The sequence below is a fragment of the Streptomyces sp. NPDC059373 genome, assembly GCF_042751495.1.
Taxonomy (GTDB): domain Bacteria; phylum Actinomycetota; class Actinomycetes; order Streptomycetales; family Streptomycetaceae; genus Actinacidiphila.
In genome coordinates this window covers 165,949-191,631 of the sequence record NZ_JBHYXC010000008.1, presented here as the reverse complement: position 1 = coordinate 191,631, position 25,683 = coordinate 165,949, and the positions used below count along the sequence as shown (strand labels likewise).

The 25,683-nt window shown below is 70.0% G+C and carries 23 protein-coding genes; 6 read left to right on the top strand and 17 right to left on the bottom strand.

From position 1 onward, the window contains the following. Positions 1 to 17: 17 nt before the first annotated feature. Together ACFXJ5_RS15600 and uvrA are read right to left on the bottom strand one after the other, a co-directional pair. A complete protein-coding gene (locus ACFXJ5_RS15600) occupies positions 18 to 455 on the bottom strand; it encodes a Rieske (2Fe-2S) protein (protein ID WP_384630903.1) in 438 nt (145 codons plus the stop codon). A 103-nt stretch (positions 456 to 558) separates the two neighbouring features. Further along, positions 559 to 3,495: an excinuclease ABC subunit UvrA gene (uvrA, locus tag ACFXJ5_RS15595; protein ID WP_384630902.1), complete on the bottom strand. Its 2,937-nt coding sequence runs from the start codon at positions 3,493 to 3,495 to the stop codon at positions 559 to 561. Positions 3,496 to 3,704: 209 nt separating this feature from the next. Between uvrA and ACFXJ5_RS15590 the strand changes: the two genes are divergently transcribed. Next, positions 3,705 to 4,436 carry a maleylpyruvate isomerase family mycothiol-dependent enzyme gene (locus ACFXJ5_RS15590; protein WP_384630901.1) on the top strand — a complete coding sequence of 244 codons (732 nt, stop codon included), beginning with the start codon at positions 3,705 to 3,707 and terminating at the stop codon, positions 4,434 to 4,436. Between the two features lie 5 nt (positions 4,437 to 4,441). Further along, positions 4,442 to 5,098, top strand: coding sequence for an MBL fold metallo-hydrolase (locus ACFXJ5_RS15585; protein ID WP_384630900.1), 657 nt, complete (start codon positions 4,442 to 4,444; stop codon positions 5,096 to 5,098). A gap of 4 nt (positions 5,099 to 5,102) precedes the next feature. Here the strand turns inward: ACFXJ5_RS15585 and ACFXJ5_RS15580 are convergent, their stop codons facing one another. The 7 genes from ACFXJ5_RS15580 to ACFXJ5_RS15550 form a co-directional block, all read right to left on the bottom strand. Then, entirely contained in the window at positions 5,103 to 5,501 is a 399-nt protein-coding gene (locus tag ACFXJ5_RS15580) for a hypothetical protein (RefSeq protein ID WP_384630899.1), read from the bottom strand. Positions 5,502 to 5,579: 78 nt separating this feature from the next. Then, on the bottom strand, positions 5,580 to 6,536 hold the full coding sequence (locus ACFXJ5_RS15575; protein WP_384630898.1) for a TerC family protein: 957 nt from the start codon (positions 6,534 to 6,536) through the stop codon (positions 5,580 to 5,582). 102 nt (positions 6,537 to 6,638) lie between these two features. Next, positions 6,639 to 8,276 carry a TerD family protein gene (locus tag ACFXJ5_RS15570; protein WP_384630897.1) on the bottom strand — a complete coding sequence of 546 codons (1,638 nt, stop codon included), beginning with the start codon at positions 8,274 to 8,276 and terminating at the stop codon, positions 6,639 to 6,641. A gap of 8 nt (positions 8,277 to 8,284) precedes the next feature. After that, positions 8,285 to 8,863 carry a TerD family protein gene (locus tag ACFXJ5_RS15565; protein WP_384630896.1) on the bottom strand — a complete coding sequence of 193 codons (579 nt, stop codon included), beginning with the start codon at positions 8,861 to 8,863 and terminating at the stop codon, positions 8,285 to 8,287. Positions 8,864 to 8,976: 113 nt separating this feature from the next. Beyond that, on the bottom strand, positions 8,977 to 11,073 hold the full coding sequence (gene uvrB, locus ACFXJ5_RS15560) for an excinuclease ABC subunit UvrB (RefSeq protein WP_384630895.1): 2,097 nt from the start codon (positions 11,071 to 11,073) through the stop codon (positions 8,977 to 8,979). A gap of 77 nt (positions 11,074 to 11,150) precedes the next feature. Beyond that, complete coding sequence (locus tag ACFXJ5_RS15555; RefSeq protein ID WP_384630894.1) at positions 11,151 to 12,272, bottom strand: acyltransferase; 1,122 nt, start codon at positions 12,270 to 12,272, stop codon at positions 11,151 to 11,153. Next, positions 12,269 to 14,467 carry a bifunctional polysaccharide deacetylase/glycosyltransferase family 2 protein gene (locus ACFXJ5_RS15550; RefSeq protein WP_384630893.1) on the bottom strand — a complete coding sequence of 733 codons (2,199 nt, stop codon included), beginning with the start codon at positions 14,465 to 14,467 and terminating at the stop codon, positions 12,269 to 12,271. The genes ACFXJ5_RS15555 and ACFXJ5_RS15550 overlap by 4 nt, the downstream gene beginning before the upstream one ends. Between ACFXJ5_RS15550 and ACFXJ5_RS15545 the strand changes: the two genes are divergently transcribed. Continuing rightward, the gene (locus ACFXJ5_RS15545; protein ID WP_384630922.1) at positions 14,364 to 14,945 is read left to right on the top strand and encodes a hypothetical protein; all 582 of its coding nucleotides are present in this window, start codon (positions 14,364 to 14,366) and stop codon (positions 14,943 to 14,945) included. The genes ACFXJ5_RS15550 and ACFXJ5_RS15545 overlap by 104 nt on opposite strands. 259 nt (positions 14,946 to 15,204) lie before the next feature. Next, a complete protein-coding gene (locus tag ACFXJ5_RS15540; protein ID WP_384630892.1) occupies positions 15,205 to 16,179 on the top strand; it encodes a chitinase in 975 nt (324 codons plus the stop codon). Here the strand turns inward: ACFXJ5_RS15540 and ACFXJ5_RS15535 are convergent. Both ACFXJ5_RS15535 and ACFXJ5_RS15530 read right to left on the bottom strand, forming a co-directional pair. Then, positions 16,139 to 16,945: an MHYT domain-containing protein gene (locus tag ACFXJ5_RS15535; protein ID WP_384630891.1), complete on the bottom strand. Its 807-nt coding sequence runs from the start codon at positions 16,943 to 16,945 to the stop codon at positions 16,139 to 16,141. The genes ACFXJ5_RS15540 and ACFXJ5_RS15535 overlap by 41 nt on opposite strands. Positions 16,946 to 17,069: 124 nt before the next feature. Further along, positions 17,070 to 18,014, bottom strand: a complete 945-nt coding sequence (locus ACFXJ5_RS15530) for a hypothetical protein (RefSeq protein ID WP_384630890.1) — start codon at positions 18,012 to 18,014, stop codon at positions 17,070 to 17,072. Between the two features lie 124 nt (positions 18,015 to 18,138). Between ACFXJ5_RS15530 and ACFXJ5_RS15525 the strand changes: the two genes are divergently transcribed. Then, the gene (locus tag ACFXJ5_RS15525; RefSeq protein ID WP_384630889.1) at positions 18,139 to 18,690 is read left to right on the top strand and encodes a methylated-DNA--[protein]-cysteine S-methyltransferase; all 552 of its coding nucleotides are present in this window, start codon (positions 18,139 to 18,141) and stop codon (positions 18,688 to 18,690) included. Positions 18,691 to 18,702: 12 nt separating this feature from the next. Here ACFXJ5_RS15525 and ACFXJ5_RS15520 read toward each other — a convergent pair whose 3' ends face one another. Then, positions 18,703 to 19,161 (bottom strand): cupin domain-containing protein, encoded by a 459-nt coding sequence (locus tag ACFXJ5_RS15520; RefSeq protein WP_384630888.1) that lies wholly within the window; start codon positions 19,159 to 19,161, stop codon positions 18,703 to 18,705. Between the two features lie 61 nt (positions 19,162 to 19,222). Here ACFXJ5_RS15520 and ACFXJ5_RS15515 point away from each other — a divergent pair, with 61 nt between their 5' ends. Beyond that, positions 19,223 to 20,011 (top strand): N-formylglutamate amidohydrolase, encoded by a 789-nt coding sequence (locus ACFXJ5_RS15515; protein WP_384630921.1) that lies wholly within the window; start codon positions 19,223 to 19,225, stop codon positions 20,009 to 20,011. Here the strand turns inward: ACFXJ5_RS15515 and ACFXJ5_RS15510 are convergent. From ACFXJ5_RS15510 to rpsA, 5 genes are all read right to left on the bottom strand, one after another. Continuing rightward, positions 19,981 to 20,349, bottom strand: a complete 369-nt coding sequence (locus ACFXJ5_RS15510; RefSeq protein ID WP_384630887.1) for a tetratricopeptide repeat protein — start codon at positions 20,347 to 20,349, stop codon at positions 19,981 to 19,983. The genes ACFXJ5_RS15515 and ACFXJ5_RS15510 overlap by 31 nt on opposite strands. Before the next feature lie 161 nt (positions 20,350 to 20,510). Further along, positions 20,511 to 21,098 (bottom strand): dephospho-CoA kinase, encoded by a 588-nt coding sequence (gene coaE / locus ACFXJ5_RS15505; protein WP_384630886.1) that lies wholly within the window; start codon positions 21,096 to 21,098, stop codon positions 20,511 to 20,513. Beyond that, entirely contained in the window at positions 21,095 to 22,030 is a 936-nt protein-coding gene (locus tag ACFXJ5_RS15500; protein WP_384630885.1) for a PAC2 family protein, read from the bottom strand. Before ACFXJ5_RS15500 ends, coaE begins: the two co-directional genes overlap by 4 nt. 98 nt (positions 22,031 to 22,128) lie before the next feature. Next, positions 22,129 to 23,652 (bottom strand): flavin monoamine oxidase family protein, encoded by a 1,524-nt coding sequence (locus ACFXJ5_RS15495; protein WP_384630920.1) that lies wholly within the window; start codon positions 23,650 to 23,652, stop codon positions 22,129 to 22,131. Between the two features lie 288 nt (positions 23,653 to 23,940). Further along, positions 23,941 to 25,431, bottom strand: coding sequence for a 30S ribosomal protein S1 (gene rpsA / locus ACFXJ5_RS15490; protein WP_384630884.1), 1,491 nt, complete (start codon positions 25,429 to 25,431; stop codon positions 23,941 to 23,943). Positions 25,432 to 25,683 lie beyond the last annotated feature (252 nt).

Here is a 25,683-nt window from a genome sequence, read left to right as displayed (position 1 = left end):
CTGTGCCGTCCGCAGGGCTATCCGACGACCAGCTTGCCGTCCTTGACGGTGACCTGGGCGGCGGGCAGCGCGGTGGTGGCGGGGCCGTTCTCGACGGCGCCGGTCTCGGCGTTGAACTTGCTGCCGTGGCACGGGCAGGAGACGGTCGTGCCGCTGACCGCGTCGCAGACGCAGCCCTGGTGGGTGCAGACGGCGCTGAAGGCCTTGTAGGTGCCCTTGGTGGGCTGCGAGACGACGACCTTGGCGTCCTTGTAGAGCTTGGCGCCGCCGACGGGGACCTCGGAGGTCGCGCCGAGCTCGGTGGAGGTGGTGGTGGCAGCACTGCTGCTGGCGGTGCTGCCGGTGCTGGTCGCGGCGTCCGAGCTGCCGCCGCAGGCGGTCAGGCCTACGCCTGCCACGCCGGCGAGGGCGGCTCCGCGCAGGACGGTACGGCGGCAGGGGGGAAGTTCGGTCATGAAGTGCTCCAGAACTCGGCACGTAGGGGGATGTCTCAAGATCCGAAGATCTTGAAAGCTGAACCTTACGTGCCGAGTCTCTGAATCTCCTCTGAGCCGGATCTCAGGCCTTGGAGGCCGCCGCCGCCCGCTTGCGCGGGGCCGGCTTCTTGCGCGCGGCAGGCAGCGGCGGGGCGTCCGAGACGCGGTCCGCGCCCAGGATGTCTCGCAGGAACTTGCCGGTGTGGCTGGCGCCCACCCCCGCGATCTGCTCGGGAGTGCCCTCGGCGACCACGAGGCCGCCGCCGCTGCCGCCCTCGGGACCCATGTCGACCACCCAGTCGGCGGTCTTGACGACGTCGAGGTTGTGCTCGATGACGATCACCGTGTTGCCCTTGTCGACCAGCCCGGACAGCACCTTGATCAGCTTGCTGATGTCCTCGAAGTGCAGACCGGTGGTCGGCTCGTCCAGGACGTAGACGGTGCGCCCGGTGGATCGCTTCTGCAGCTCGGACGCCAGCTTCACGCGCTGCGCCTCACCACCCGACAGCGTCGGCGCCGACTGGCCCAGCCGGACGTATCCCAGCCCCACCTCGTTCAGCGTCCGCAGGTGGCGAGCGATGGTCGGGACGGCCTCGAAGAACTCCAGACCCTCCTCGATCGGCATGTCCAGGACCTCGGCGATGGACTTGCCCTTGTAGTGGACCTCCAGGGTCTCCCGGTTGTAGCGGGCGCCGTGGCAGACCTCGCACGGCACGTACACATCCGGCAGGAAGTTCATCTCGATCTTGATCGTGCCGTCGCCCGAGCAGTTCTCGCAGCGGCCGCCCTTGACGTTGAAGGAGAAACGCCCCGGCAGGTAGCCGCGGACCTTCGCCTCCATGGTCTCCGCGAAGAGCCTGCGTACGTGGTCGAAGACGCCGGTGTACGTCGCCGGGTTGGAGCGCGGCGTACGGCCGATGGGCGACTGGTCGACGTGGACGACCTTGTCGACCAGGTCGTCGCCGTCCACCCGGGTGTGGCGGCCGGGGACGCTGCGGGCGCCGTTCAGCTCGCGGGCCAGGTGGGTGTAGAGGATGTCGTTGACCAGCGTGGACTTGCCGGAGCCGGAGACACCGGTGACGGCGGTGAAGACGCCCAGCGGGAAGGACACGTCGATGTCCTGCAGATTGTGCTCACGGGCGCCGTGGACGGTCAGCCGGCGCGCGCGGTCGATGGGCCGCCGGATGTCCGGGGTCGGGATCTGGCGCTTGCCGGACAGATACTGACCGGTCAGCGACTCCTTGTTGCGGAGCAGGTCCTTCAGGGAGCCGCTGTGCACGACCTTGCCGCCGTGCTCGCCTGCGCCGGGGCCGATGTCGACGACCCAGTCGGCGACCTTGATGGTGTCCTCGTCGTGCTCGACGACGATCAGCGTGTTGCCGAGGTCGCGGAGCCGGACGAGGGTCTCGATGAGCCGGTGGTTGTCCCGCTGGTGCAGGCCGATCGACGGCTCGTCGAGCACGTAGAGCACGCCCACCAGCCCGGAGCCGATCTGCGTGGCGAGCCGGATGCGCTGCGCCTCGCCGCCGGAGAGGGTGCCGGAGGCGCGGTTGAGCGAGAGGTAGTCCAGGCCGACGTCGACCAGGAACTTCAGCCGCTCATTGACCTCCTTGAGGACCCGCTCGGCGATGGTCTTCTCGCGGTCACTGAGCTTCATGCCGCGCAGGAACTCCGCGCAGTCGCTGATCGACATCGCCGCGACATCGGCGATCGACTTCTCCTGCACAGTGACCGCGAGCACGATCGGCTTGAGCCGGGTGCCCTGACACGCCGGGCACGGCACCTCGCGCATATAGCCCTCGAAGCGCTCACGGCTGGCGTCGGACTCCGACTCCGAGTGCCGCCGCTTGACGAAGGGCACCGCACCCTCGAAGGACGTGGTGTACGAGCGCTCGCGTCCGTACCGGTTCTTGTAACGCACCTGGATCTGGGTCCGGTGGCCCTGGAGCAGGGCCTTCTTGGCGCGCTGCGGCAGCCCGGCCCAGGGGATGTCGGTGCGGAAGCCCAGCTCGTCGGCGAGGGCGCCGACGAGGCGCTGGAAGTAGTCCCGGGTGTGGCCCAGTGACCAGGGGGCGATGGCGCCCTCGTCGAGGGACTTGTCCTCGTCGGGGATGATCAGCTCCGGGTCGACCTCCATGCGGGTGCCGATGCCGGTGCACTCCGGGCAGGCGCCGAAGGGCGAGTTGAAGGAGAAGGAGCGCGGCTCCAGTTCCTCGAAGGACAGATCGTCGTACGGGCAGTAGAGGTGCTCGGAGAACATCCGCTCGCGCTGCGGGTCGTCCTCGGGCAGGTCGACGAAGTCCAGGATGACCATGCCGCCGGACAGGCCCAGCGCGGTCTCGACGGAGTCGGTGAGACGCCGCTTGGCGCTGTCCTTCACCGTGAGGCGGTCGATGACCACCTCGATGGTGTGCTTCTCCTGCTTCTTCAGCTTGGGCGGGTCGGTCAGCTGGACCGTGGCCCCGTCCACCCGGGCCCGGCTGTAGCCCTTGGTCTGCAGGTCGGCGAAGAGGTCGACGAACTCCCCCTTGCGCTCACGCACCAGCGGGGACAGCACCTGGAAGCGGCTGCCCTCCTCCAGCTCCAGCACCCGGTCCACGATCGCCTGCGGCGACTGCCGGGTGATCGGGCGGCCGCACTCGGGGCAGTGCGGCTTGCCGATACGGGCGAAGAGCAGGCGGAGGTAGTCGTAGACCTCGGTGATGGTGCCGACGGTCGAGCGCGGGTTGCGCGAGGTCGACTTCTGGTCGATCGAGACGGCCGGCGACAGACCCTCGATGAAGTCGACGTCGGGCTTGTCCATCTGCCCGAGGAACTGCCGGGCGTACGAGGAGAGCGACTCCACGTACCGGCGCTGCCCCTCGGCGAAGATCGTGTCGAACGCGAGGGACGACTTGCCCGACCCGGACAGCCCGGTGAAGACGATGAGGGAGTCCCGTGGGAGGTCGAGCGAGACGTTCTTCAGGTTGTGCTCGCGAGCGCCACGGACGGTGAGTCGATCGGCCACGCCAGTGCGCACCTTTCATAGGACAGGACAGGGGAGCACCCCCAGACAGCGTAACGGGGTGCCATTGCGGTTTCTTCCGGTTTCTGCTTCCGGCTGAGTCACACCAAGGCTATAGCACGTACATTCGATTTGCGGGCGGTGTCCGCCGTCTTCACCCGATCGAGTGCGGCGCGATAGCGTCGTGTACGAGGCGTCGATCACGTCCGACCTGGGAGGCCCCCGTGTCTGTCCAACGACCCGACCCCGAGCGCGATGCGGCCGCCGTACGAGAGGCCACCGCACGGCTGATCGACGCGGCCTCGGCGCTGACCCCCACCGCCGTCGCCGAGCCCTCGCTGCTGCCGGGCTGGACCCGCGGCCATGTCCTCGCCCACGTCGCCCGCAACGCGGACTCCCTGGTGAATCTGCTCACCTGGGCCCGCACCGGCGAGGAGACCCCGCAGTACGCCACCACGGAGGCACGCGACAAGGAGATCGAGGACAGCGCGGCACGGCCGTTGTCCGAGCACCTCGACGAGCTGCGGATCTCCGCCGACCGGCTCGCGTACGCGATCGAGGAGACCCCGCCGCAGGCCTGGGGCGCCCAGGTCGCGATGCGCTCCGGAAGGGTCATCGCCGCCGCCGAGATCCCCTACCGCCGGCTGATCGAGGTCCAGCTGCATCACGTGGACCTCGGTATCGGCTACACCTGCGCCGACCTCCCCGAGGACTTCGCGGTCCGCGAGCTGGCCGGCGTCATCGACGGCCTCTCCGGCCACGAGGGGATCGCCGCCGTACGCATCCACGACACCGACAGCGGCGAGAAGTGGACCATCGGCGCCGCCAACGAGCCCGACCTCACCGTCAGCGGCCCCCGCACCGCCCTGCTCGCCTGGGTCACCGGCCGCAGCAAGGGCGAAGGGCTCACCAGCCTGCCCGAACTGCCCCTGCCCGTACTGCCGCCACTAGGCTGACCGCCATGGCATACACGGGAGAGGTCGAGGTGGGCGGCACGCCCGACGTGCACGAACTCAAGGACCTCATCATCACCAAGGCCGCGGTCGGCCCCATGAACAACAACGCGTACGTGCTGCGCTGCCGGGAGACCGACGAGCAGCTGCTCGTCGACGCGGCAAACGAGCCGGAGACCCTGCTCGAGGTGATCGGCGCCGACGGCCTCACCTCGGTCGTCACCACCCACCAGCACGGCGATCACTGGCAGGCCCTCCAGGCCGTGGTCGACGCCACCGGCGCCCGTACGTACGCCGGACGCTACGACGCCGACGGCATCCCCGTCCCCACCGACGTACTCGTGGACGACGGCGACGTCATCCGGGTCGGCCGCGTCGAGCTCACCGCCCGGCACATCGTCGGACACACCCCGGGCTCCATCGTCCTGGTCTACGACGACCCGCACGGCCACCCGCACGTCTTCACCGGCGACTGCCTCTTCCCGGGCGGCGTGGGCAACACCCAGGGCGACGCGGAGCGCTTCGCCTCGCTCTTCCGCGACGTCAAGGCCAAGCTCTTCGACGTTCTCCCGGACGAGACCTGGGTCTACCCCGGGCACGGCAACGACACGACGCTCGGCGCGGAGCGCCCGCACCTGCGGGAGTGGGTGGAGCGCGGCTGGTGAGGCCCTACGCCTCGTGCTCGTAGAACCAGTAGAAGCTGACGGCGGTCAGGGATGCGCCCAAGGCGAGGCCGACCAGTGACGCCTTGAGCAGGGAGTAGCCGCTGAGGCTGAGCAGGTAGCCCATGGCGCAGCCGAAGACAGCCCCGTAGAGCGCCGCGCGGAGTTCGCGGGCGAGGGCGGGGCCGACGCGGCCGGCGAGGTAGCAGACGAGGGCGAGGGCGACCATGCCCACCACCGCGATGAGCGTGGTCCGGGTGGTGGAGCCGCCGTTGTTGTTGGAGATCCAGGCCGCGTAGCCACCGAAGACCACGCCGAGGGCGACGGGGGTCCCCCAGGACGAGCGGTTGCTCCGACGGTGCCTGGTGGGTGCGGTGGCCGGTGTGGGTGCGGTCTGTGTGGTCATGACCGGGCTCCTCTCGCTGGGCCGTGCCCTGTCATCAGGTCACACCTGCGGGGGCGTCCTGGCAACCGGTGGAGCGGCTCAGACCTCCACGAGGGCCTTCTTCTTCGATGCCCGCAGGCTGGTCACCGTCGTGACGGCCAGGACGAGCACGATGACGCCCAGCGAGAAGGGGATACCGATCTCCGGGACGTGGACGCCCGACTCGTGCAGGGCGTGGAGCACCAGCTTCACGCCGATGAAGCCGAGGATGACGGACAGCCCGTAGGAGAGGTGGACCAGCTTCTTCAGCAGCCCGCCGATGAGGAAGTACAGCTGGCGCAGGCCCATCAGGGCGAAGGCGTTGGCGGTGAAGACGATGTACGGGTCCTGGGTGAGGCCGAAGATCGCGGGGATGGAGTCCAGGGCGAACAGCACGTCGGTCGTGCCGATGGCGAGCATCACGACCAGCATCGGCGTCATGATCCGCTTGCCGTTCTCCCGGATGAAGAGCTTGGTCCCGTGGTAGCGGTCGGCGACCCCGAGGCGGCGTTCGGCGGCCTTGAGGAGCTTGTTCTCCTCGTACTCCTCGTCCTCCTCGTCGGCCCGGGCTTCCTTGATCAGCTTCCAGGCGGTGTAGATCAGGAAGGCGCCGAAGATGTAGAAGACCCAGGCGAAGCTCGAGATGATCGCGGCGCCGGCGGCGATGAAGACCGCGCGCAGCAGGAGCGCTATGAGTACGCCGACGAGCAGGACCCGCTGCTGGTACCGGGACGGGACGGCGAACTTGCCCATGATCAGCACGAAGACGAAGAGGTTGTCGACGCTCAGCGACTTCTCGGTGATGAAACCGGCGAAGAACTCACCGGCCGGCTGCCCGCCCCCGTACAGCAGCAGGCTGAGGCCGAAGAGGCCGGCCAGGGCGATCCAGACGACGGTCCAGATGCCCGCTTCCTTGACGGAGACGTCGTGCGGCTTGCGTCCGATGAGGAAGTCGATGGCGATGAGGGCACACAGACCAGCGATGGTCACGGCCCAGAGGGTCAAGGAGACGTCCACGCATTCCTCCGCGTTCTCTACGAGTAAAGAACGGTACAGGAATCACCAAGGAACAGCAAAGTAAAGGTCAAGTCCGCAGGTCAGGCTGCCATCTGCTGGCCGTCAGCTGCCAAATGCCTGCCGGGCGGTCGCGAGCTGCCGCAGCACCAGCGGCACCACCTGGCTGCCGGCCGGCGGGAGCAGTGGCTCGTAGGTCCAGGAGTGGCCGACCCAGGGATCGGAGAGGTGGTCCTCGGGCAGCGGGGTGAGGCGCAGCAGGGCGCGCCAGAGCGGGTCGAGGACCGGGCCGAACTCGCGGGCGTCCTCGCGGTCGGCGACCAGGAGCAGGTGGACACCGACGGAGGGGCCCTCGTCGGCGAGGTAGCGCAGCTGGTTGACGGCGCGGTCGTCGAAGCCGTACGGGAAGTCGTTGACGATGATCAGCTGCTCGGCCCGGTCCAGGTCGGGCGGGAGCGAGTCGGGGGCGCCGGCCCGCAGCGCCATCTGGACCAGGTCGACGCGCTCGGTCATGCGGGCGAGCAGCGCGGTCACCCCGGCGGCGCCCGTGGCGGGCGGCTCGCGCAGGGCGCCGGAGTCGGCGAGCGGGGCGAGGGCGGTCGAGGCCGAGCCGGAGGGGTCGATGACCTGGAGGGCGTAGGCGCCGACGGGGTGCGCGGCCAGGAGGCGGGCGGCGAGCGCCATGGCGACCTCCAGGGCGCGGGGGCGGTCCTGGGCACTGTCGACCCACAGGCCGCGCTCCAGCGGCAGCCGTACGAGCATGGGGATGCGCAGCGTCGGGTCCTCCGGCAGGTGGAGGTCGCCCACGCGGACCGCCATCGGCGGCTCGGCGGGCACCGCGTAGCCGTGCCAGACGGGGCTGTCCCAGCCGGCGTAGGCGGGCGGCAGGGCGGGCTCGACCACCTCGGCCTCGGCGGCGAGCTGCGCGAGGTCGCGGTCGAGGACGGCGCGGGCCTGGTCGACCAGGTCGGCCTGCCGGGCCATGGCCTGGTCGCGGGCGGCGTCGGCGGCGGGCCCGACGCGGGTGCGGGGGTCGGACAGGGCGCGGTCCAGTTCCTGCTCGAGCCGGACCTCGGCGAAGTCGGCGGCGCTGCGGTAGGCGGCGATGGTGCGGGCCAGGTCCTCGAACATGCCCCGGACCTGGTTGTAGAGCCGCTCCTCCATGGTCCAGCCGGTGGCGTCGCCGGCGACGGGCTGCGGCGGCATGTCCGGCGTGGCGGCGGCTTGTTGGCGACGGCTCGGGTGCCGGTAGTCCACCGGGGCGACCGGCTCCGGTGCCGGGTCTGCCGCCGGCGCCGGCTTGGGCTGCTTCAGCCCCAGGTCCCGCAGCAGCTCGGGCAGGCCGCCCGCGTAGCCCTGGCCGACGGCGCGGACCTTCCAGGCGCCCTGCCTGCGGTAGAGCTCGAGGGCGACCAGAGCGGACTCCTCGCCGAGCCCGGTGATGGTGAAGCTCGCCAGCTCGGTGCCGCCGTCCGCGATGGCCACGTACGGGGCCGGCTGCCCTCCGAAGCGGGCGCCCGGGGGCAGCGCAAGGACCACGCTCACGGACCCGACGGCCTTGGGCACCGCGTCCAGCTCCACGGGGAAGCGGTGGGCGGCGGCGGGCAGCGGGGAGAGCCGCAGCTCCTCCCCCGACTCCCCTGCCGTGCTGCCGGCCAGCAGGGGGCCGTCGGCCGACACCGTGATCTCCAGCCGGGTCTGCGGCAGCGGAGCGTTCTGTCCCCGGACCAGCTCGGCGGTCATGGCTGCCCCTAGAGCGACGGCAGGATGGCGGGCATCAGGTCCTGGAAGGTGCGGCCGTTGGTCGGGGTGCCGATCGCGGTCATCGACCAGCCGGCGCCCGCGCGTTGCACCTTCGCCATGATCTGCGCGGTGTACGCGCCGCCGCCGGTGAGGGTGTAGCGGGCCAGCTCCTGGCCGTTGGTCTCGTCGACCAGGCGGCAGAACGCGTTCTGCACCTCCGCGAAGGTCTGCCCGGTGAAGGAGTTGACCGTGAAGACGATCTGGTCGACGTGCACGGGCACCCGTGCCAGGTCGACCAGGATCGACTCGTCGTCGCCGCCCTGGCCGGCGCCGCCGACCAGGTTGTCGCCGGTGTGCTTGACCGAGCCGTCGTCGCTGGTCAGGTGGCGGAAGAAGACCACGTCGACCGGCTGCTTGTCGGCGAAGAGCACGGCCGACGCGTCGAGGTCGACCTCCCGGGTGCGCGACCCGAACAGCCCGCGGCGCGGCGCGGCCTGCCAGCCCAGGCCCATCCGCACCGCCGTCAGCGTCCCCCCGTCGGACTTCTGCAGGCTGATCTGCTGGCCCTTGGCCATGTTGACCGTCACGCCCTGTCCCCTCTCACCGTCTGCACTGCGCGGTTGTCCTGTCCCGCACCCTATGGGTAGACGCGAAAAGACGGCCCCGTGGTTCAGGGCATCATGTGGTCAACACCGGGCCCTCACGCCATCCCTGCCTCCCTCATCTGGCGCAGCTCCTTCTTCAGGTCGCCCAGCTCGTCCCGCAGCCTCGCGGCCACCTCGAACTGCAGCTCGGACGCCGCGGCGTGCATCTGGTCGGTCAGCTCTCCGATGAGGTCGGCCAGTTCCTCGGCCGGCAGGGTCCTGGCGCCGCGCTTGCCGCCCGCCTTGCCGGACAGACCGGGCACCGGCGCCTTGCCGCGCGAACGCTGCCGGCCGCTGCCCAGCAGCTCCTCGGTGTCGGCGTCCTCGCGCGCGAAGGAGTCCAGGATCCCGGCGATCTTCTTCCGCAGCGGCTGCGGGTCGATGCCCCGCTCGGTGTTGTACGCGACCTGCTTCTCACGCCGCCGGTTGGTCTCGTCGATGGCCTTGGCCATCGAGGGGGTGATCTTGTCGGCGTACATGTGCACCTGGCCCGACACGTTTCGCGCGGCGCGGCCGATGGTCTGGATCAGCGAGGTGCCGGAGCGCAGGAAGCCCTCCTTGTCGGCGTCCAGGATCGCCACCAGTGACACCTCGGGCAGGTCGAGTCCCTCGCGGAGCAGGTTGATGCCGACCAGCACGTCGTACTCGCCGGCCCGCAGCTCCCGCAGCAGCTCGACCCGGCGCAGGGTGTCGATGTCGCTGTGCAGATACCGCACCTGGACGCCCAGTTCGAGCATGTAGTCGGTGAGGTCCTCGGCCATCTTCTTGGTGAGGGTGGTGACCAGGACCCGCTCGTTCTTCTCGGCCCGCACGCGGATCTCGTGCACCAGGTCGTCGATCTGGCCCTCGGTGGGCTTGACGATGACCTCGGGGTCGATCAGGCCGGTCGGGCGGATGATCTGCTCGACGACGCCGTCACCGCGCGACAGCTCGTACGGGCCCGGGGTGGCCGACAGGTAGACGGTCTGGCCGACCCGCCCCAGGAACTCCTCCCACTTCAGCGGCCGGTTGTCTAGCGCGGACGGCAGCCGGAAGCCGTGGTCGACCAGGGTGCGCTTGCGGGAGGCGTCGCCCTCGTACATCGCGCCGATCTGGGGCACGGTGACGTGCGACTCGTCGATGACCAGGAGGAAGTCCTCCGGGAAGTAGTCGATGAGGGTGTCCGGCGCCGAGCCGGCCTCGCGGCCGTCGATGTGCCGCGAGTAGTTCTCGATACCGGAGCAGGTGCCGATCTGCCGCATCATCTCGATGTCGTACGTGGTGCGCATGCGCAGCCGCTGGGCCTCCAGGAGCTTGCCCTGCTTCTCCAGGACCGCGAGCTGGCCCTCGAGCTCCTTCTCGATCCCGGCGATGGCGCGCTCCATACGCTCCGGGCCCGCCACGTAGTGAGTGGCCGGAAAGACGTACATCTGCTCGTCGTCGGTGATGACCTCGCCGGTGAGGGGGTGGAGGGTGGACAGCGCCTCGATCTCGTCGCCGAACATCTCGATGCGGACGGCGAGCTCCTCGTAGACCGGGAAGATCTCGATGGTGTCGCCCCGCACCCGGAAGGTGCCGCGGCTGAAGGCCACGTCATTGCGGGCGTACTGGATCTCCACGAACTTACGGAGGAGCTGGTCGCGGTCGATCACGTCCCCGACCTTGAGCCGCACCATGCGGTCGATGTACTCCTGCGGCGTACCGAGACCGTAGATGCAGGAGACGGACGCCACGACGATCACATCGCGGCGGGTGAGGAGGGAGTTCGTGCTGGAGTGGCGGAGCCGCTCGACCTCCTCGTTGATGGAGGAGTCCTTCTCGATGTAGGTGTCCGTCTGCGGGACGTAGGCTTCCGGCTGGTAGTAGTCGTAGTACGAGACGAAGTACTCGACCGCGTTGTTCGGCAGGAGCTCGCGGAACTCGTTGGCGAGCTGGGCGGCGAGGGTCTTGTTGGGGGCCATGACCAGCGTCGGCCGCTGCAGCCGCTCGATCATCCACGCCGTGGTCGCCGACTTGCCCGTGCCGGTCGCGCCCAGCAGGACGACGTCCTTCTCTCCGGCGCGGATGCGCCGCTCCAGGTCGTCGATGGCTGTGGGCTGGTCACCGCTGGGCTTGAAGGGGCTGACGACCTCGAAGGGCGCCACACTGCGTTCGATGTCTGATACGGGCCGCATGCCATCCACCGTACGGCCACCCACTGACAACGGGCCGGAGAAGGCACCAACGGCCCGGGGACCGATGGCTCACGGCCCTAGGGAAGGAGGCGGGGCGGCTTCTTCGCGGCGACGTCCTCGACCCAGCCCACCAGGAGGACCGCGACGGCGATCAGCACCCAGGCGACCCCGAACTGGAACCACATGCTGTCCAGGGGCAGGGACAGCTCGAAGGCGCGGACCTGCCACATGGCGTCGATCAGCGGGACGCTGAGGATGAGGGCGATCTCGTGCCACAGGTAGATCGTGACGGCCCGGGAGTTGAAGATCGTCACGGTACGGTCGAGCGGCCGGCAGCGCCGGATCCAGTCCATGCGGGGCCGGAAGCGCAGTAGCAGCAGGACGAAGCCGACCGACCACAGGGCCTGGGCGAGCGGGATCTCGTTGAGGTCGTAGGTGCCGTCGGAGGGGTGGGCGAAGGCCCACCAGCCGCCGACGCCCATCGTGGCGGCGGCGAGGAGCAGGACGAGGGCGGCCGGCACGCGGTCGATCAGGCCGTCGCGGTGGGCGAAGCCGAGCAGCCAGCAGGCCACGAAGGTGGCGAGGTCGAGCAGTACGGTGCCCAGCTCGCCGTCGGGCGGGGTCCATACCGTCGTCATGATCACGATGGGCAGCAGCGACGCGCAGAGGACCGCGACCCGGGAGACCCGGAAGGCCCGCAGCAGCAGCGGCGACAGCAGGACGAACCACAGGTACGTCCGCAGGTACCAGAGGATGTCCGTGGCCTGCTCGGCCCACGCCGAACCCGGCGGATCGCCGACGGGGACGACCCAGAGCAGCATCCGGGCCCACCAGCGGCCGATGTGGTGCTCGTTCGGGGCCCAGCCGTGGATCATCATCGCCAGCACGACGACCAGGCCGAAGAGCCACATCGGCGGCAGCAGCCTGCGCAGCCGCCCGCGGACCACCGACAGCGCCGGGCGGTCCAGGGAGTTGGCCATCAGCGAGCCGGCGAGGGCGAACATCACACCCATCGAGGGAAAGGCCAGGCTGAGCCAGGCCCACCCGAAGGTGTGATAGGTGACCACGCGGACCATGGCGAGCATCCGCAGCACGTCGAGGTACCGGTCACGTCCACCGCCCGCGGGGGCGGCCGCGTCACGCGTCCGCCGGTGCCCGCCGGACCGCGGCGGCCGCAGGGTCTCCGTGGTGGCGGTCACCGGGCAGCTCCTGCCGGGGCCTGCGGCGTGCCCCGCGGGGTGCCGACCTCACCGGTGCGCTTGAGTTTCTGCCAGCGCAGCCGGCCGCCGGTGAGCGCGGTGACGCAGGAGTGGATGAGGACGAGGTACATCATCTGGCGGTAGACGATCTGTTGGAGCGGCATCATCAGCAGGTAGCGGTACTTCTCGCGGTCGAGGCGGAACGCGTAGGCCGCGCACACCAGTTGGAGCACCAGGACGGCTGCCCAGGCGAGCAGCGACTTCACCGGGTCGACGAAGATGACGCCGTAGAGCGTGAAGAGGTCGATGAGCGGCGCGAAGGCCGGTGTGATGATCTGGAAGATCACGACGAGCGGCATGCCGATCCGGCCGAAGCGCCCCGAGGGGCCGCGGTCGACCAGCGACCGGCGGTGCTTCCACAGGGCCTGCATGGTGCCGTAGCTCCAGCGGTAGCGCTGCCGCCACAGCTGGCCGAGCGAGCCGGGGGCCTCGGTCCAGGCGCGGGCGTGCTCCTGGTAGACGACCCGCCGGCCGGCCCGGTGCAGGGCGATGGTGACGTCGGTGTCCTCGGCGAGGGTGTCCTCGCTCATCCCGCCGGCCTGCAGCAGCGCCTCGCGGCGGAAGCCGCCGACGGCGCCGGGGATGGTGGGCATGCAGTCGAGCAGGTCGTACATGCGCCGGTCGAGGCTGAAGCCCATGACGTACTCGATGTGCTGCCAGGCGCCGATGACCGTGTTGCGGTTGCCGACCTTGGCGTTGCCGGCCACCGCGCCGACGCTCGGGTCGGCGAAGGGCTGGACGAGGTGTCGTACGGTGTCGGGCTCGAAGACGGTGTCGCCGTCCATCATGACGATGAGGTCGTAACGGGCGTGTGCGACACCGCTGTTGAGGGCGGCGGGCTTGCCCGCGTTCTCCTGCCGTACGACCCGCGTGTTGGGCAGGCCCAGCGCCTCGACGATCTCGGCGGTGCCGTCGGTCGAGCCGTCGTCGACGACGATGATCTCGATGGGGTGGGTGCTGGCGGCGAGCGAGCGCACCGTGTTGGCGATGCACTCCTTCTCGTTGTAGGCGGGCACGATGACGCTGACCGGTTCGGTGACCGTGTCCCCCCACGAGAAGCTCCCCCTGTTGCGGATCCTGTGGTGCCGGCGGGCGAGGAACACCATCATCGCGAAACGGCCCATGACCGCGACGCCGACGACCAGCAGGAGCCAGGCCAGACCCGGCATGACCCATTCGGCCAGGGCGACGGACCAGACGAAGGCCCGGCCCTCCCAGAGCTGACTGCCGGTGGCCTTCTGGTTGGTGGTCTTGACGCCGAGGCTCTCGGTGAGGGTGGTGAAGGTGTAGCCCTTCGCCTTCATCTTCTTGATGTACGTGCCCAGGGCCTGGACGGTCTGCGAGCGGTCGCCGCCCGCGTCGTGGAAGAGGACGGCGGCGCCCTTGCCGTTCTTGGGGGTGGCGTTGCTGATGATCTTGGCGACGCCGGGCTTCGTCCAGTCCTCGCTGTCGGTGTCGACGAAGGCGCTGATGTAGCCCTTGGAGCCGACGTACTGGTAGACGGGCCAGTTGACGTTGTCGATCGCGTCCGTCTCGGAGGAGTACGGGGCGCGGAAGAGCGAGGTCGTGATGCCGGCCGCGCCGGACAGGGCGAGCTGGGTCTGCGACAGCTCGCGGTCGATCCTGGCCTGGCTCTGGTACGACAGGTCCACGTGGGAGAAGGTGTGGACGCCGATCTCGCTGCCGGAGGCGACGATGTCGCGGATCAGGGCGGGGTAGCGGGCCGCCATCTGTCCCACGACGAAGAAGGTGGCGGGCACGTCGTTGTCGCGCAGCACCTTCAGGACCTTGGCGGTCCACTGCGCGCTGGGCCCGTCGTCGAAGGTGAGGGCGATGGTCTTCTTCGGTATGGAGTGGCTGGTGGGCCTGCCCTTGGCGTCGAAACTCAGCAGCGGGCCGCCGTTGATGACCTTGTCCGGGACCTTGCTGGAGCTGCCGGACTCGTGCACCCGGGCGTCGTTGCCGATCTCGGAGTGCAGATAGCCGTCAAGGAGCATGACGCACACCAGCACGCCCAGGCTCAGCAGGGCCATGACCACCCTCGGTCTGGGTACGGCGTGCCGGCCGGCCGAAGCCACCCTGGTGATCGCTCCGGGTGCGCCGTGTCTTCTGCTGGGGTTCCTCGTCGTCGACATCGCGGGTCAGCCGCTCCAGGCGTTGCCGCTGTTGCCGCCACGGCCCCCGGAGCCGCCGCTGCCGCCCTGGCTGCCGCTGCCGCGGGAGGTCGCCGAGGGGCTCGGGGTGGCGGTGGCCGAGGCCGAGGCGGACGCCGAGGGCGTGGGCGTGGCCGAGGCCGAAGTGCTCGCGCTCGCCGAGGACTTCGCCGAGGACGAACTCGCCTTCGGGGTGGCCGAGGCGGAGGCGCTGCCCGAGGCCGACGCCGAGACGTCGGCCGCCTGCACCGTGCTCGCCGACGACGTCGCCGACGAGGCCGGCGTGGACCTGCGCGCCGGGGCGGTCCTGGTGGCGGACGCCGGCGAAGTCGCCGTCGCCGACGCGGAATTCTTCACCTTTTCCGCTTTCGCCTCGGACTTGGCGGACGTCCCGGGAATGAGGGTGTCCGGCGCGAAAGGAGTGCCGCCCGCGAAGGCCACGCCCAGCACCGCCGCATAACCGATGCAGCCGATTCCGGTGATCACTCCGGCCCGCCGGATAATCCGGGCCCGGCGGCCCGACGCATCGACGAACACCGGCCCCTCTTCGGCGTTCTGCCGCCTACGAGCACCCGCTCGCCCCGACTTGGAATTCATGGACGGAATGCTAGCAGCATAATCCGACGGTAAATTCTCAAATTCTTTCATGAGGTTTTTAATGAGGAATTTTCGAGTTATTCTGAGGGATCCTCACGGAGTAGGTTGGTAGGGTCTCCGGTATGAAAAAGCTGATCGGCGGAATCGCCGTCGTCGTCGTACTGGCGGGCGCCGCTCTGCTGGTATGGAACGGCACTTCGCGTACGTCGCCGAACGGCTCGCCCGGCGCCGCGCAGCAGGTCACCTTCGCCCCGTACGTCGCCGTGGCGGCCTCCTCGGTCTACGACATGGCCGCGACCGCCGACAAGACCGGCGTCGACGACTTCACCCTCGGCTTCGTCGTCTCCGGCGACGGCTGCACCCCCCGCTGGGACGGCACCGACGCCCTCGCCAACTCCGAACTGGCCACCCGGATCGCGAAACTGCGCTCGGCCGGCGGCGACGTCACCGTGTCGTTCGGCGGTGCCGACGGCAGCGAACTGGCCCTGAAATGCGACAGCGTCAGCGCGCTGGCCGACGCCTACACCGAGGTCATCGACCGCTACGACCTCACCCGGGTCGACTTCGACATCGAGGGCACCGCCCTGAAGGACACCGCCGCCAACTCCCGCCGGGCCAAGGCGATCCGCCAACTCCAGAAGGCGGCGACGGCCAAGGGCCACCCCCTGGAGGTCTCCTTCACCCTGCCCGCCATGCCGGAGGAGGGCCTCACCGGCGACGCCGCCTCGTTCCTGACGAACGCCGAGAGCGGCGGCGTGGACATCGGGAGCGTCAACATCATGGCGATGGACTACGGATCCGCCTACACCGGCGACATGGGCGACTACGCCGTCAAGGCAGCCACCGCCGCCCACACGCAGCTGCGGAGCATCCTCGGCCTGTCCGGCACCGACGCGTGGCAGACCCTCGCCGTGACACCGATGATCGGCGTCAACGACATCGCCGCCGAGAACTTCACGGTCTCCGACGCCAGGCAGCTGGCCGCCTTCGCGGCGGACAAACACCTCGGCCGGCTGTCCATGTGGTCCGCGGGCCGTGACACCTCGTCGCTGGACTTCACCAACGCGCTCGCGAGCGCGGCCGAAACGTCTCACTGAGCCCCTCGTCGCTATCCGCGGCCTGCGTGGCCTCAGCGGCACCAGGCGGGTCGAGGGCTATCACGACCCCGGCCAGGAAGAGGAAGACCACCGGGCCGATCAGCAGCGGCGCCAGCACCGCCGCCGGCGCCGAGCCGCCCACCGCGCCGGCCGCGCCGTGCGCGTGGAGTTCCACGGTCAGCGCGCTCATCCCGGTGTAATGCATGGCGCTCACCGCGACGCCCATGATCAGGCTCGCGCCCAGGCCCGCGTACGCACGCTTGACCGAGACCGCGCACCAGAGCGCGGCGGTGGCGGCCAGGACGGCGATGCCGACGGACGCGGCCACGGTGGTCGGGTCGTACCGCAGGTCGCCGTGCAGGCGCATGCCCGCCATGCCGAGGTAGTGCATGGCCGCGACGCCGAGTCCCGTGATGACGCCCCCGGCGAGCAGGGCGGAGACGGTGCGGCCCCGGTATCCGACGATGAAGACGCCGATGCCGACGACGAGGACCGCCACCAGGAGGCTGGCGAGGGTGACGTACGTGTCGTAGTTGACCCTCGCCTCCCGGACGGTGAAGCCCATCATCGCGATGAAGTGCATGGTCCATATCCCCGAGCCGATGGCGGTCGCCCCCAGCGCGAGCCAGCCGGCCCGCCGGGAGCGCTCCATCGTCAACGCCCTTACGGTGCAACGCAGCCCGAGGGCGCTGCCTAAGCAGGCCATGAGATACGCCGCCACCGGAGTGACCCATCCATACGTGAAGTCGTCGATCGTTCCGTACATCGCGCAGCGCCCCCGCCCTCGATGTGGCATCTCGCCCTTCAAGGGGCAAACGCTAGGGCTCGCCCAAGAACGTTTCAGTTACTCCGCTGAAGTTCATCGCTCCGTCACCCTCCCGTGACCTACCTCACGTTCCCGGGCTCCCCGGCAGCACGGTGATCCGCTCCAGCGGGCCGTACGGGCCTGCGGCCAGTGCCGCCCGCACCGCCGCCGCGACCTCGCCCGGATGCCGGGCCAGGGCGGCCGGCGCGATCCGTACCACCCGCAGCCCCAGCCTCTCCAGCCGGCCGCGCCCGGGACCGGCCGCCGGGCCGAGGTCCAGGGCGACACCGTCCCGCGCCCAGTAGGCGTCGGGCGAGGCCAGGAAGGAGCCGTCGAGCCGCAGCTGCGGCCGCCACAGCGGCTGGCGCAGGCCGGTCCGTATGACCAGCGTGCGGGCCAGACCGACGGCCGACCTGATCCCGGTGTCCAGCTCGGCGAGAAGCCTGCCGACGGCCGGCTTGCGGGCCAGCGCCGCATCGCCCAGCTCGGCGGCCAGCACGTCCGGCCGCACCCCGGCGAAGGTCACCAGCTCCCGCAGCACGTCCCCGGCCCACTCCGGATCGCACGACTCCCGTACGCCGTCGGCGGCCGCCCGTACCAGGGGCGCCACCGGCACCCCGTCGACGGTCACGGCGGACGGCAGCCGGCGCGCGTGGTGCACCCGCACCCAGGTGTGCGTCCTGATCCTGCGCCCGTCCGGCACCAGCACGTCGACCACCGGCACCCCGGACGGCAGCGGCGCCGCCTCGATCCGGTGCAGCGCGAGGCCCGCGGTGCCCGTCACCAGCGCCTCCGCCTCCGGATGCCCCGCGAAGCCCAGCGCCGCCCGGCAGCGCTGGGCGACGCTCAGCACCCCCGCGTGCAGCACCACCACCCGCGGCAGCGGCCGCTGCCACCGCCCACCGGGCCGCACCCGCTCCCGTACGAAGGCCTGCGGGACCCCGATCGCCGCCAGCTGCGCCACGGTGACCACCCGGTCCTGCTCGCGGGCGAGTCTGCGCAGGGCGGGGGTGTAGTCGATTCGCGTCATGCCGGCAACCGTCCCCCACCGTGGCCCCTCAACTACCGGCTGTGACAGACCTGTCGAGAATCACCACCCGGGCGGGTGGCGCGACGGGGGCCGCGTTGTCAGTGCCCCCGCATAGGCTTCCGGTATGACGTACTTGGAGACTGACTCGCCCGTCGTGGCCTGGACGGTGCTGGACACACCGATCGGGCCGCTCATGCTCGCCGCCTCGGAGCAGGGTCTGGTCCAGGTCGTCTTCCACGCCGACGAGGCCACGGCGGCCGCCGCTCTCGACCGCCTCGGCCGCCGCCTGAGCGTGACCTCGCAGGCCCCGGCCCGGGCCCACCTCGCCGAGGCGATACGCCAGGTCGAGGCGTACTTCGCGGGCTCGCTGCGGGAGTTCACCCTCGACCTGGACTGGTCCCTCACCACCGGCTTCAACCGCCGGGTGCAGCGCGAGCTCGCCACCGGTGTGCCGTACGGCTCGGTCGTCGGGTACCAGGACCTCGCCAACCGCGTCCACGAGCCGGGCGCCGCGCGGGCGGTCGGTGTCGCCATGGGTGCCAACCCGCTGCCCGTCGTGGTGCCCTGCCACCGGGTCGTCGAGAGCAGCGGTGGCATCGGCGGCTTCGGGGGCGGGCTGGAGACCAAGCGACGGCTGCTGGCGCTGGAAGGTGTGCTGCCCGAGCCGCTGTTCTGACGGTTCGTGGGTTCAGACACCGCAGCCCGGGTCCGGGGCGTCCACCGACAGCGGCGCGCCCTCCGGGAGGATGTACGTGACGTACAGGACGACCGGCACGGTGCCGAGGTTGCGGCCGACGTGGACATGGCTCGCACCATCCGCCTCCACGAAGGACTGCCCGGCGGTCGCGGTCTCGACGGAGCAGTCGGCCATGGTGCGCGTCAGCGTCCCGGACTGGACGACGGCGATCAGTTTGCCCAGGTGGTAGTGCCAGCCGGTGGTGCCGCCGGGCTGAATGGTGATCGTACGGACCACGACATCCGTCCGGCCCGTCGTCTTGATCTTCAGGCCTTCCGCGGACGTGCCCTGGGCCAGGATCGTCGCGCTCACCCCGCTGCCCGGCGTCGCCAGCGCCGCCGAGGGCACCACCGCCAGTGCGATCACGCCTGCCCCGACAACGCACGCCTTGCGAATCCGCCCCATGAGCATGCCGGCCCCTCTCCTGACACCCGTACGATGGCGGCGCCACGCTACCGGGGGACGAGGACGCATAACAGTGGACGACACGCCATACACGATCACGGCCGGCTCGCCCGGCTCACCCGTGATCCTCCATGTTCCGCACGGCTCACGCGCGATTCCGCCCGCTGTTCGGACCGGCATTCTGCTGGACGACGACGCGCTCACGGCCGAGCTCGACCACATGACCGACGCCCACACCGCGGTCATCGCCGAGCGGGCCGCCGCCCAAGCGGCCGTCCCGCCCTGGCGGTTCGCCAATGAACTGTCCCGGCTGGTGATCGACCCCGAGCGGTTCCCCGACGAACGCGAGGAGATGCGCGCGGTCGGCATGGGCGCGGTCTACACCCGCACCTCCGACGGACTACGGCTGCGCGAGGACGACCCGGCGGCGGAACAGGCCCTGCTCGACGCCTACTTCAGGCCGTACGCCGCCGCGATGACGGACTGCGTCCAGGACCGCCTCGACGCGGTGGGGCGGGCGGTCGTCATCGACGTCCACTCCTACCCCGCCGCCCCGCTCCCGTACGAGCTGCACGCCGACGGGCCCCGGCCGGCGGTCTGCCTGGGCACCGACGCCTTCCACACCCCGGGCTGGCTGCTCGACGCCGCGCGGGAGGCTTTCGCGGGCTGTGGCGCGGTCGGGCTCGACTCGCCGTTCTCGGGGGCGTACGTACCGCTGCGGCACTACGGCGCCGTGCGGGAGGTGTCCGCGCTGATGATCGAGATCCGCCGGGACGTGGCGGCGGGTGTTGACCGGCTGGTACGGGCCCTTGCGGGCCTCGTCGATCAGTCCGGCATCCGGAAGCGCGCCGCCTGAATGTAGTCCGGCTGCGGGTCCAGCGCCGCCGCCAGCCGGAAGTGCCGCAGCGCCTCGTCCGAGCGGCCGGCCCGCTCCAGGGTCCGGCCCAGGGCGAAGTGCGCGAAAGCGTTGTCCGGCTCCCGTTCCAGCACCACCTGGAACTCCAGCTCCGCCGGGCGCAGCTGCGCCGCCAGGAAGAACGCCCGGGCCCGCAACAGCCGCGCCGCCGTGTTCTCCGGGTGCGCCGCGATCACCGAGTCCAGCAGTTTCACCGCTCCGCGGGGGTCGCGGGCAGCCAGCAGCTGCTCGGCGGCGCGGTAGTCGATGACATGCGTCTCGGGTGAGTGTTCGGGCACGGCCATCTCCTTCCCGGAGGTGAGAACTACCCCAACATATGCCCTGCCATCCCCATTCCCAGTGGTCTGCTGGAGAGTGGTTCTCCCCCACCCCGCCCCTTCCCGAAACCAGGGGGCAAGCCCCCTGGACCCCCTTGTCCTCAAACGCCGGACGGCTGGATTCAGCCGCGCAGGGCCTCCCAGACCTTGCGGACCTGGGGTTCGAGCGCGTCGAGGGGGCCGTCGTTGTCGATGACGAAGTCGGCGATGGCGAGGCGGTCCGGGCGGGAGGCCTGGGCGGCCATGCGGGCGCGGGCTTCGTCTTCGGACATGCCGCGGAGGCGGACGAGGCGGTCGAGCTGGGTCTCGGGGGAGGCGTCGACGACGACGACGGAGTCGTAGAGCGGGGCGAGGCCGTTTTCGGCGAGGAGGGGCACGTCCTGGATGACGAGGGCGTCCGGGCCCGCGGCGGCTTCGAGGTGGGCGGAGCGGTCGCGGACGAGGGGGTGGACGATGGCGTTGAGGGCGCGGAGGCGGTCGGGGTCGGCGAAGACGATGGAGCCGAGCGCGGGGCGGTCCAAGGTGCCGTCGGGGAGGAGGATCTCAGGGCCGAACTCGGCGACGACGGCCGCGAGGCCCGCCGTGCCGGGCTCGACGACCTCCCTGGCGATGCGGTCGGCGTCGATGATGACGGCACCGTACGAGGAGAGCAGCGCGGAGACCGTGCTCTTGCCGGAGCCGATGCCTCCGGTCAGACCGGCTCGGGTCATGCGCCGTCGTCCTCGCGGTCGGCGAGGAAGCGCTCGAACTCGGCCGCGAGATCATCGGCGGAGGGCAGATCCACCGGCTCGGCGATCAGGTTCTCGCGGCTCGTGGAACCGGCGAGAGCGTCGTACTGGTTCTCCAGGCCCCGGACGACGGAGACGAGTTCGGCGTCGCCCTCCTCGACCTGACGGTCGATTTCCAGCCGCACCGTGTGGGCCTCGGTACGCAGCGCGTGCGAGACCTCCGGAAGCACCAGGCCAGTGGCGGCGGTCAGCGCCTCCAGCACGGCCAGGGCCGAGTCGGGGTAGGCCGAACGCGCCAGGTAGTGCGGGACGTGCGCGGCGACGCCGAGGACGTCGCGCCCGGACTCGGCGAGGCGGAGCTCGATCAGCGATTCGGCGCTGCCCGGGACCTGCGCCTCGTCGAACCAGGAGCGGTGCCCGGGGACGAGGTCGAGCCGGTTGCCGTGCGGGGTGAGGCCGACGGGACGGGTGTGGGGGACGCCCATGGGGATGCCGTGGAAGTTGATGGCGAGCCGGACGCCCAGCCGCTCGACGATCTGGCGGACCCCGGCGGCGAAGCGCTCCCACTCCACGTCCGGCTCATGGCCGGCGAGCAGCAGGAAGGGCGCGCCGGTGCTGTCCTGCACCAGGTAGAGCGTGATGTCGGGGTCCTCGTACGAGGACCAGTGGTCGCGCTCGAAGGTCATCAGGGGGCGGCGGGCGCGGTAGTCGACCAGCCGGTCGGCGTCGAAGCGGGCGACGATCTCGTGCTCCTGGCGGTCGAGCAGCTGCTCGACGATCTGGGAGCCGGTCTCACCGGCGTCGATGTAGCCGTCCAGGTGGTACAGCAGCACGGGTCCGGCGTCCCCGAAGGCCGCGTCGACAGCCTCGGCCCCTCCGGGTACGAACTCGTACAGCCCTTGCGGATCCAGCACCGCACACCCTCTCTTTTCTCAGGCCCGCCGCGATCGTGCGCGGGCCCTCGCTCGACATCTGGAACGATCGGCGGGGCCCGCGCATTCCCGGCAATCGATCAGGCCAGAACGCGCTTGTGCAGCGCGGTCACCGCCTTACGGGCTGATGTGAAGGCGCCATGCTGCCAGGCATCGGCGTAGCTGAGCCAGTCACCGGCGAAGTAGACGTGTCCGGAACCCTCGTTGAGGGACGTGTAGCGCACGTCGTCCGGGCCGCCGGGCGTGTCGTGCCAGGCGGCCTCCTGGTAGGGGAACTGCCGCCAGTGCTGGGAGAAGGACGAGGCCAGCTCGGTGCGGTACTTGTCGCCGTAGATCTTCACCCCTGTGGCTATCGCGCGGGTCTCGCGCTCCTTGGGGGTGAGCTTGGCGTACGCGTCGGCGCCGTCGTCGTAGTTGTAGTAGCCGATCATGACGCCGCGTTCGCCGTGGTAGCCGTACGACGGGTGCCAGATGTGGACGACGTCCTGGTCGGTCTCGGTGATGCCGCCGTAGATGTTGTGGTCCAGCTCCCACCAGCGGGACCGGTACTCCAGGCCGATCTTGCCGGCCGACTGCGGGGTGATCGCCTCCAGGGCGGTCTGCACGCCGGAGCCGAGGTTGTGCGGGATCTTGGCGAGGAGGTTCGGCGGCAGCGCGCCGATGCAGTAGTCGGCGTCGATGGTCTGCGTGCGCCCGCCGTGGGTGTACGTGACCGTGACGCCATCCGCCTTGTCGGTGACCTTGGTGACGGCGCAGCCGGTACGGACCTTGCGCTCGCCGATCGCCCGCACCAGGGCCTTGGGGATCTGGTCCATGCCGCCGACCGGCTGGAACATCAGCATGGCCTGGTCGTATTCGAACTCGAAGGAGAAGTAGCGGCCGACGCCGGTCGCGAAGATCTGGGAGGCGGTCGGCACGTCGCCGTAGCGGACGCCGGGGGTGCCGGCGGCGGCCGGGACGACGGAGTAGCCGCGGCGCGCGCTGTCGGTGTAGTCGAGGGTGTCGCCCAGGTCGCCGAAGTCCTTGAGGAACTCGGTGAGGGCTTCCTTGTCGTCGCTGGTCAGCTCCTTGTCCAGGGCTCCCTTGTTCGTCGCCTTGGCGAGCAGCTCGGATATGTAGCCGTACATGTCGGCCTTGGCGGTGCGGTAGCGCATGGGCCTGGTCATGCCGGCGGACTCGTTGTAGATGTACGCGTCCGCGTTGACGTTGGTGAACACCTCGATGGGCACACCGAGTTCACGGCAGTAGTCGAGGGTGACCATCCACTGCGGGATGCGGGCGGGCCCGGCGTTCATGTAGTGGCCCTCGCTGAACCTCGCGGTCTGGCGGTAGCCGTTGAGGTCGACGGTGGTGTCCCCGCCCCGGACGGTGAAGTTGCGGCCGCCCGCCCGGCCCTTGGCCTCCAGGACCGTACAGTCGTAGCCGGCTTTGCCCAGCTCGTACGCGGCTGTCAGCCCGGCGATGCCGCCGCCGAGGATGACGATCCTGGCCGCGGCCTTCCCGGTGAGCGTGAAGTCGCCCTGCGTCGGCGCGACGTACTTGGCGTCCCGGGTGGCGGCTTGGGCGGTGGGCGCGAGGCCCAGCGCGCCCATGGTGGCGAACATGGCGCCGGCGCCGGAGGTGGCGCCGACCGTGCGCAGGAAATCACGACGGTTGAACTGAGACATCCGTGACATGAATGAACTCCCCTTTCGCTCGTGGCGCAGGGGACTCTGGCAGTGGGATGTTACGAACCGTCAGGGGCCGGTGTATCACGCACGTTTCGATGGGTGCCGCAGGCGACTTTTCTCGCAGCTTCGCCCCGGACCCGCATGGCAGGCGCGGACATACGCGAGAGGCCCGCACCCTCGTGGGTGCGGGCCTCTCGTCGGCTACTGCCTAGCGGCTGGCGATCAGCTCTGGCCGCCGGCCAGCTTCTCGCGAAGCGCGGCGAGCGCCTCGTCCGAAGCCAGCGCGCCGGACGTGTCGTCCGACTCCGAGGAGTACGAGCCGCCACCGGCCGCGGCAGGCGCCGGGGCGCCCGTCTCGGCAGCGGCCTGCTCGTCGGCCTCGCGGGACTTGATGACCTGGGCCTGGTGCTGCTCGAAGCGCTGCTGCGCCTCGGCGTACTGGCCCTCCCACGCCTCGCGCTGGGTCTCGAAGCCCTCGAGCCAGTCGTTGGTCTCGGGGTCGAAGCCCTCGGGGTAGATGTAGTTGCCCTGGTCGTCGTACGACGCGGCCATGCCGTACAGCGTCGGGTCGAACTCCACCGAGGCCGGGTCGGCACCGAAGGACTCGTTGGCCTGCTTCAGCGAGAGGCTGATGCGGCGGCGCTCGAGGTCGATGTCGATGACCTTGACGAAGATCTCGTCGTTGACCTGGACGACCTGCTCCGGGATCTCCACGTGGCGCTCGGCCAGCTCGGAGATGTGGACCAGACCCTCGATGCCCTCGTCGACGCGCACGAACGCACCGAAGGGAACGAGCTTGGTGACCTTACCCGGGACGACCTGGCCGATCTGGTGGGTCCGGGCGAACTGCTGCCACGGGTCTTCCTGGGTCGCCTTCAGCGACAGGGAGACACGCTCGCGGTCCATGTCGACGTCGAGAACCTCGACGGTGACTTCCTGGCCGACCTCGACAACCTCGGACGGGTGGTCGATGTGCTTCCAGGACAGCTCGGAGACGTGGACGAGACCGTCGACGCCGCCCAGGTCCACGAAGGCACCGAAGTTGACGATCGAGGAGACGACGCCGGAGCGCACCTGGCCCTTCTGCAGGGTGGTGAGGAAGGTCTGGCGGACCTCGCTCTGGGTCTGCTCCAGCCAGGCACGGCGGGACAGGACCACGTTGTTGCGGTTCTTGTCCAGCTCGATGATCTTGGCCTCGAGCTCCTTGCCGACGTACGGCTGGAGGTCGCGGACGCGGCGCATCTCCACGAGGGAGGCGGGGAGGAAGCCGCGCAGGCCGATGTCGAGGATGAGACCACCCTTGACGACCTCGATGACGGTACCGGTGACGATGCCGTCCTCTTCCTTGATCTTCTCGATCGTGCCCCAGGCGCGCTCGTACTGAGCCCGCTTCTTGGACAGGATGAGACGGCCTTCCTTGTCCTCCTTCTGGAGAACAAGAGCCTCGATCTCATCGCCCACGGCGACGACCTCGTTGGGGTCGACGTCGTGCTTGATGGAGAGCTCGCGGGAGGGGATGACGCCTTCGGTCTTGTAACCGATGTCGAGCAGGACCTCGTCCCGGTCGACCTTCACGATGACGCCGTCGACGATGTCGCCGTCGTTGAAGTACTTGATCGTCTCGTCGATCGCGGCGAGGAAGGCTTCCTCGTTACCGATGTCGTTGACCGCCACCTGCGGGGTGGTACGAGGGGCCTCGGTGCTGCTCGTCATAAGGAAAGGGGCTCCGGTACGGACAGTAAGTCGTAGGTACTGCTACGCCGGGAGCCCGTTATCGCTTCTGCCGATTCCGGACAGCCGCAAGGCCGAGAGGTTTACCAACAGATTCGAGCGCAGCCTGCTCCGTCTGAGGTGCGCAGGCTCGCAGCGCAACTTGTAGCATACGGGGGCAGCCGGGCACGGTCAATGCGCGAAGAGCACACCGGGGGCATAACACCCCTTACCGGGCACTGCACATCTTCATGC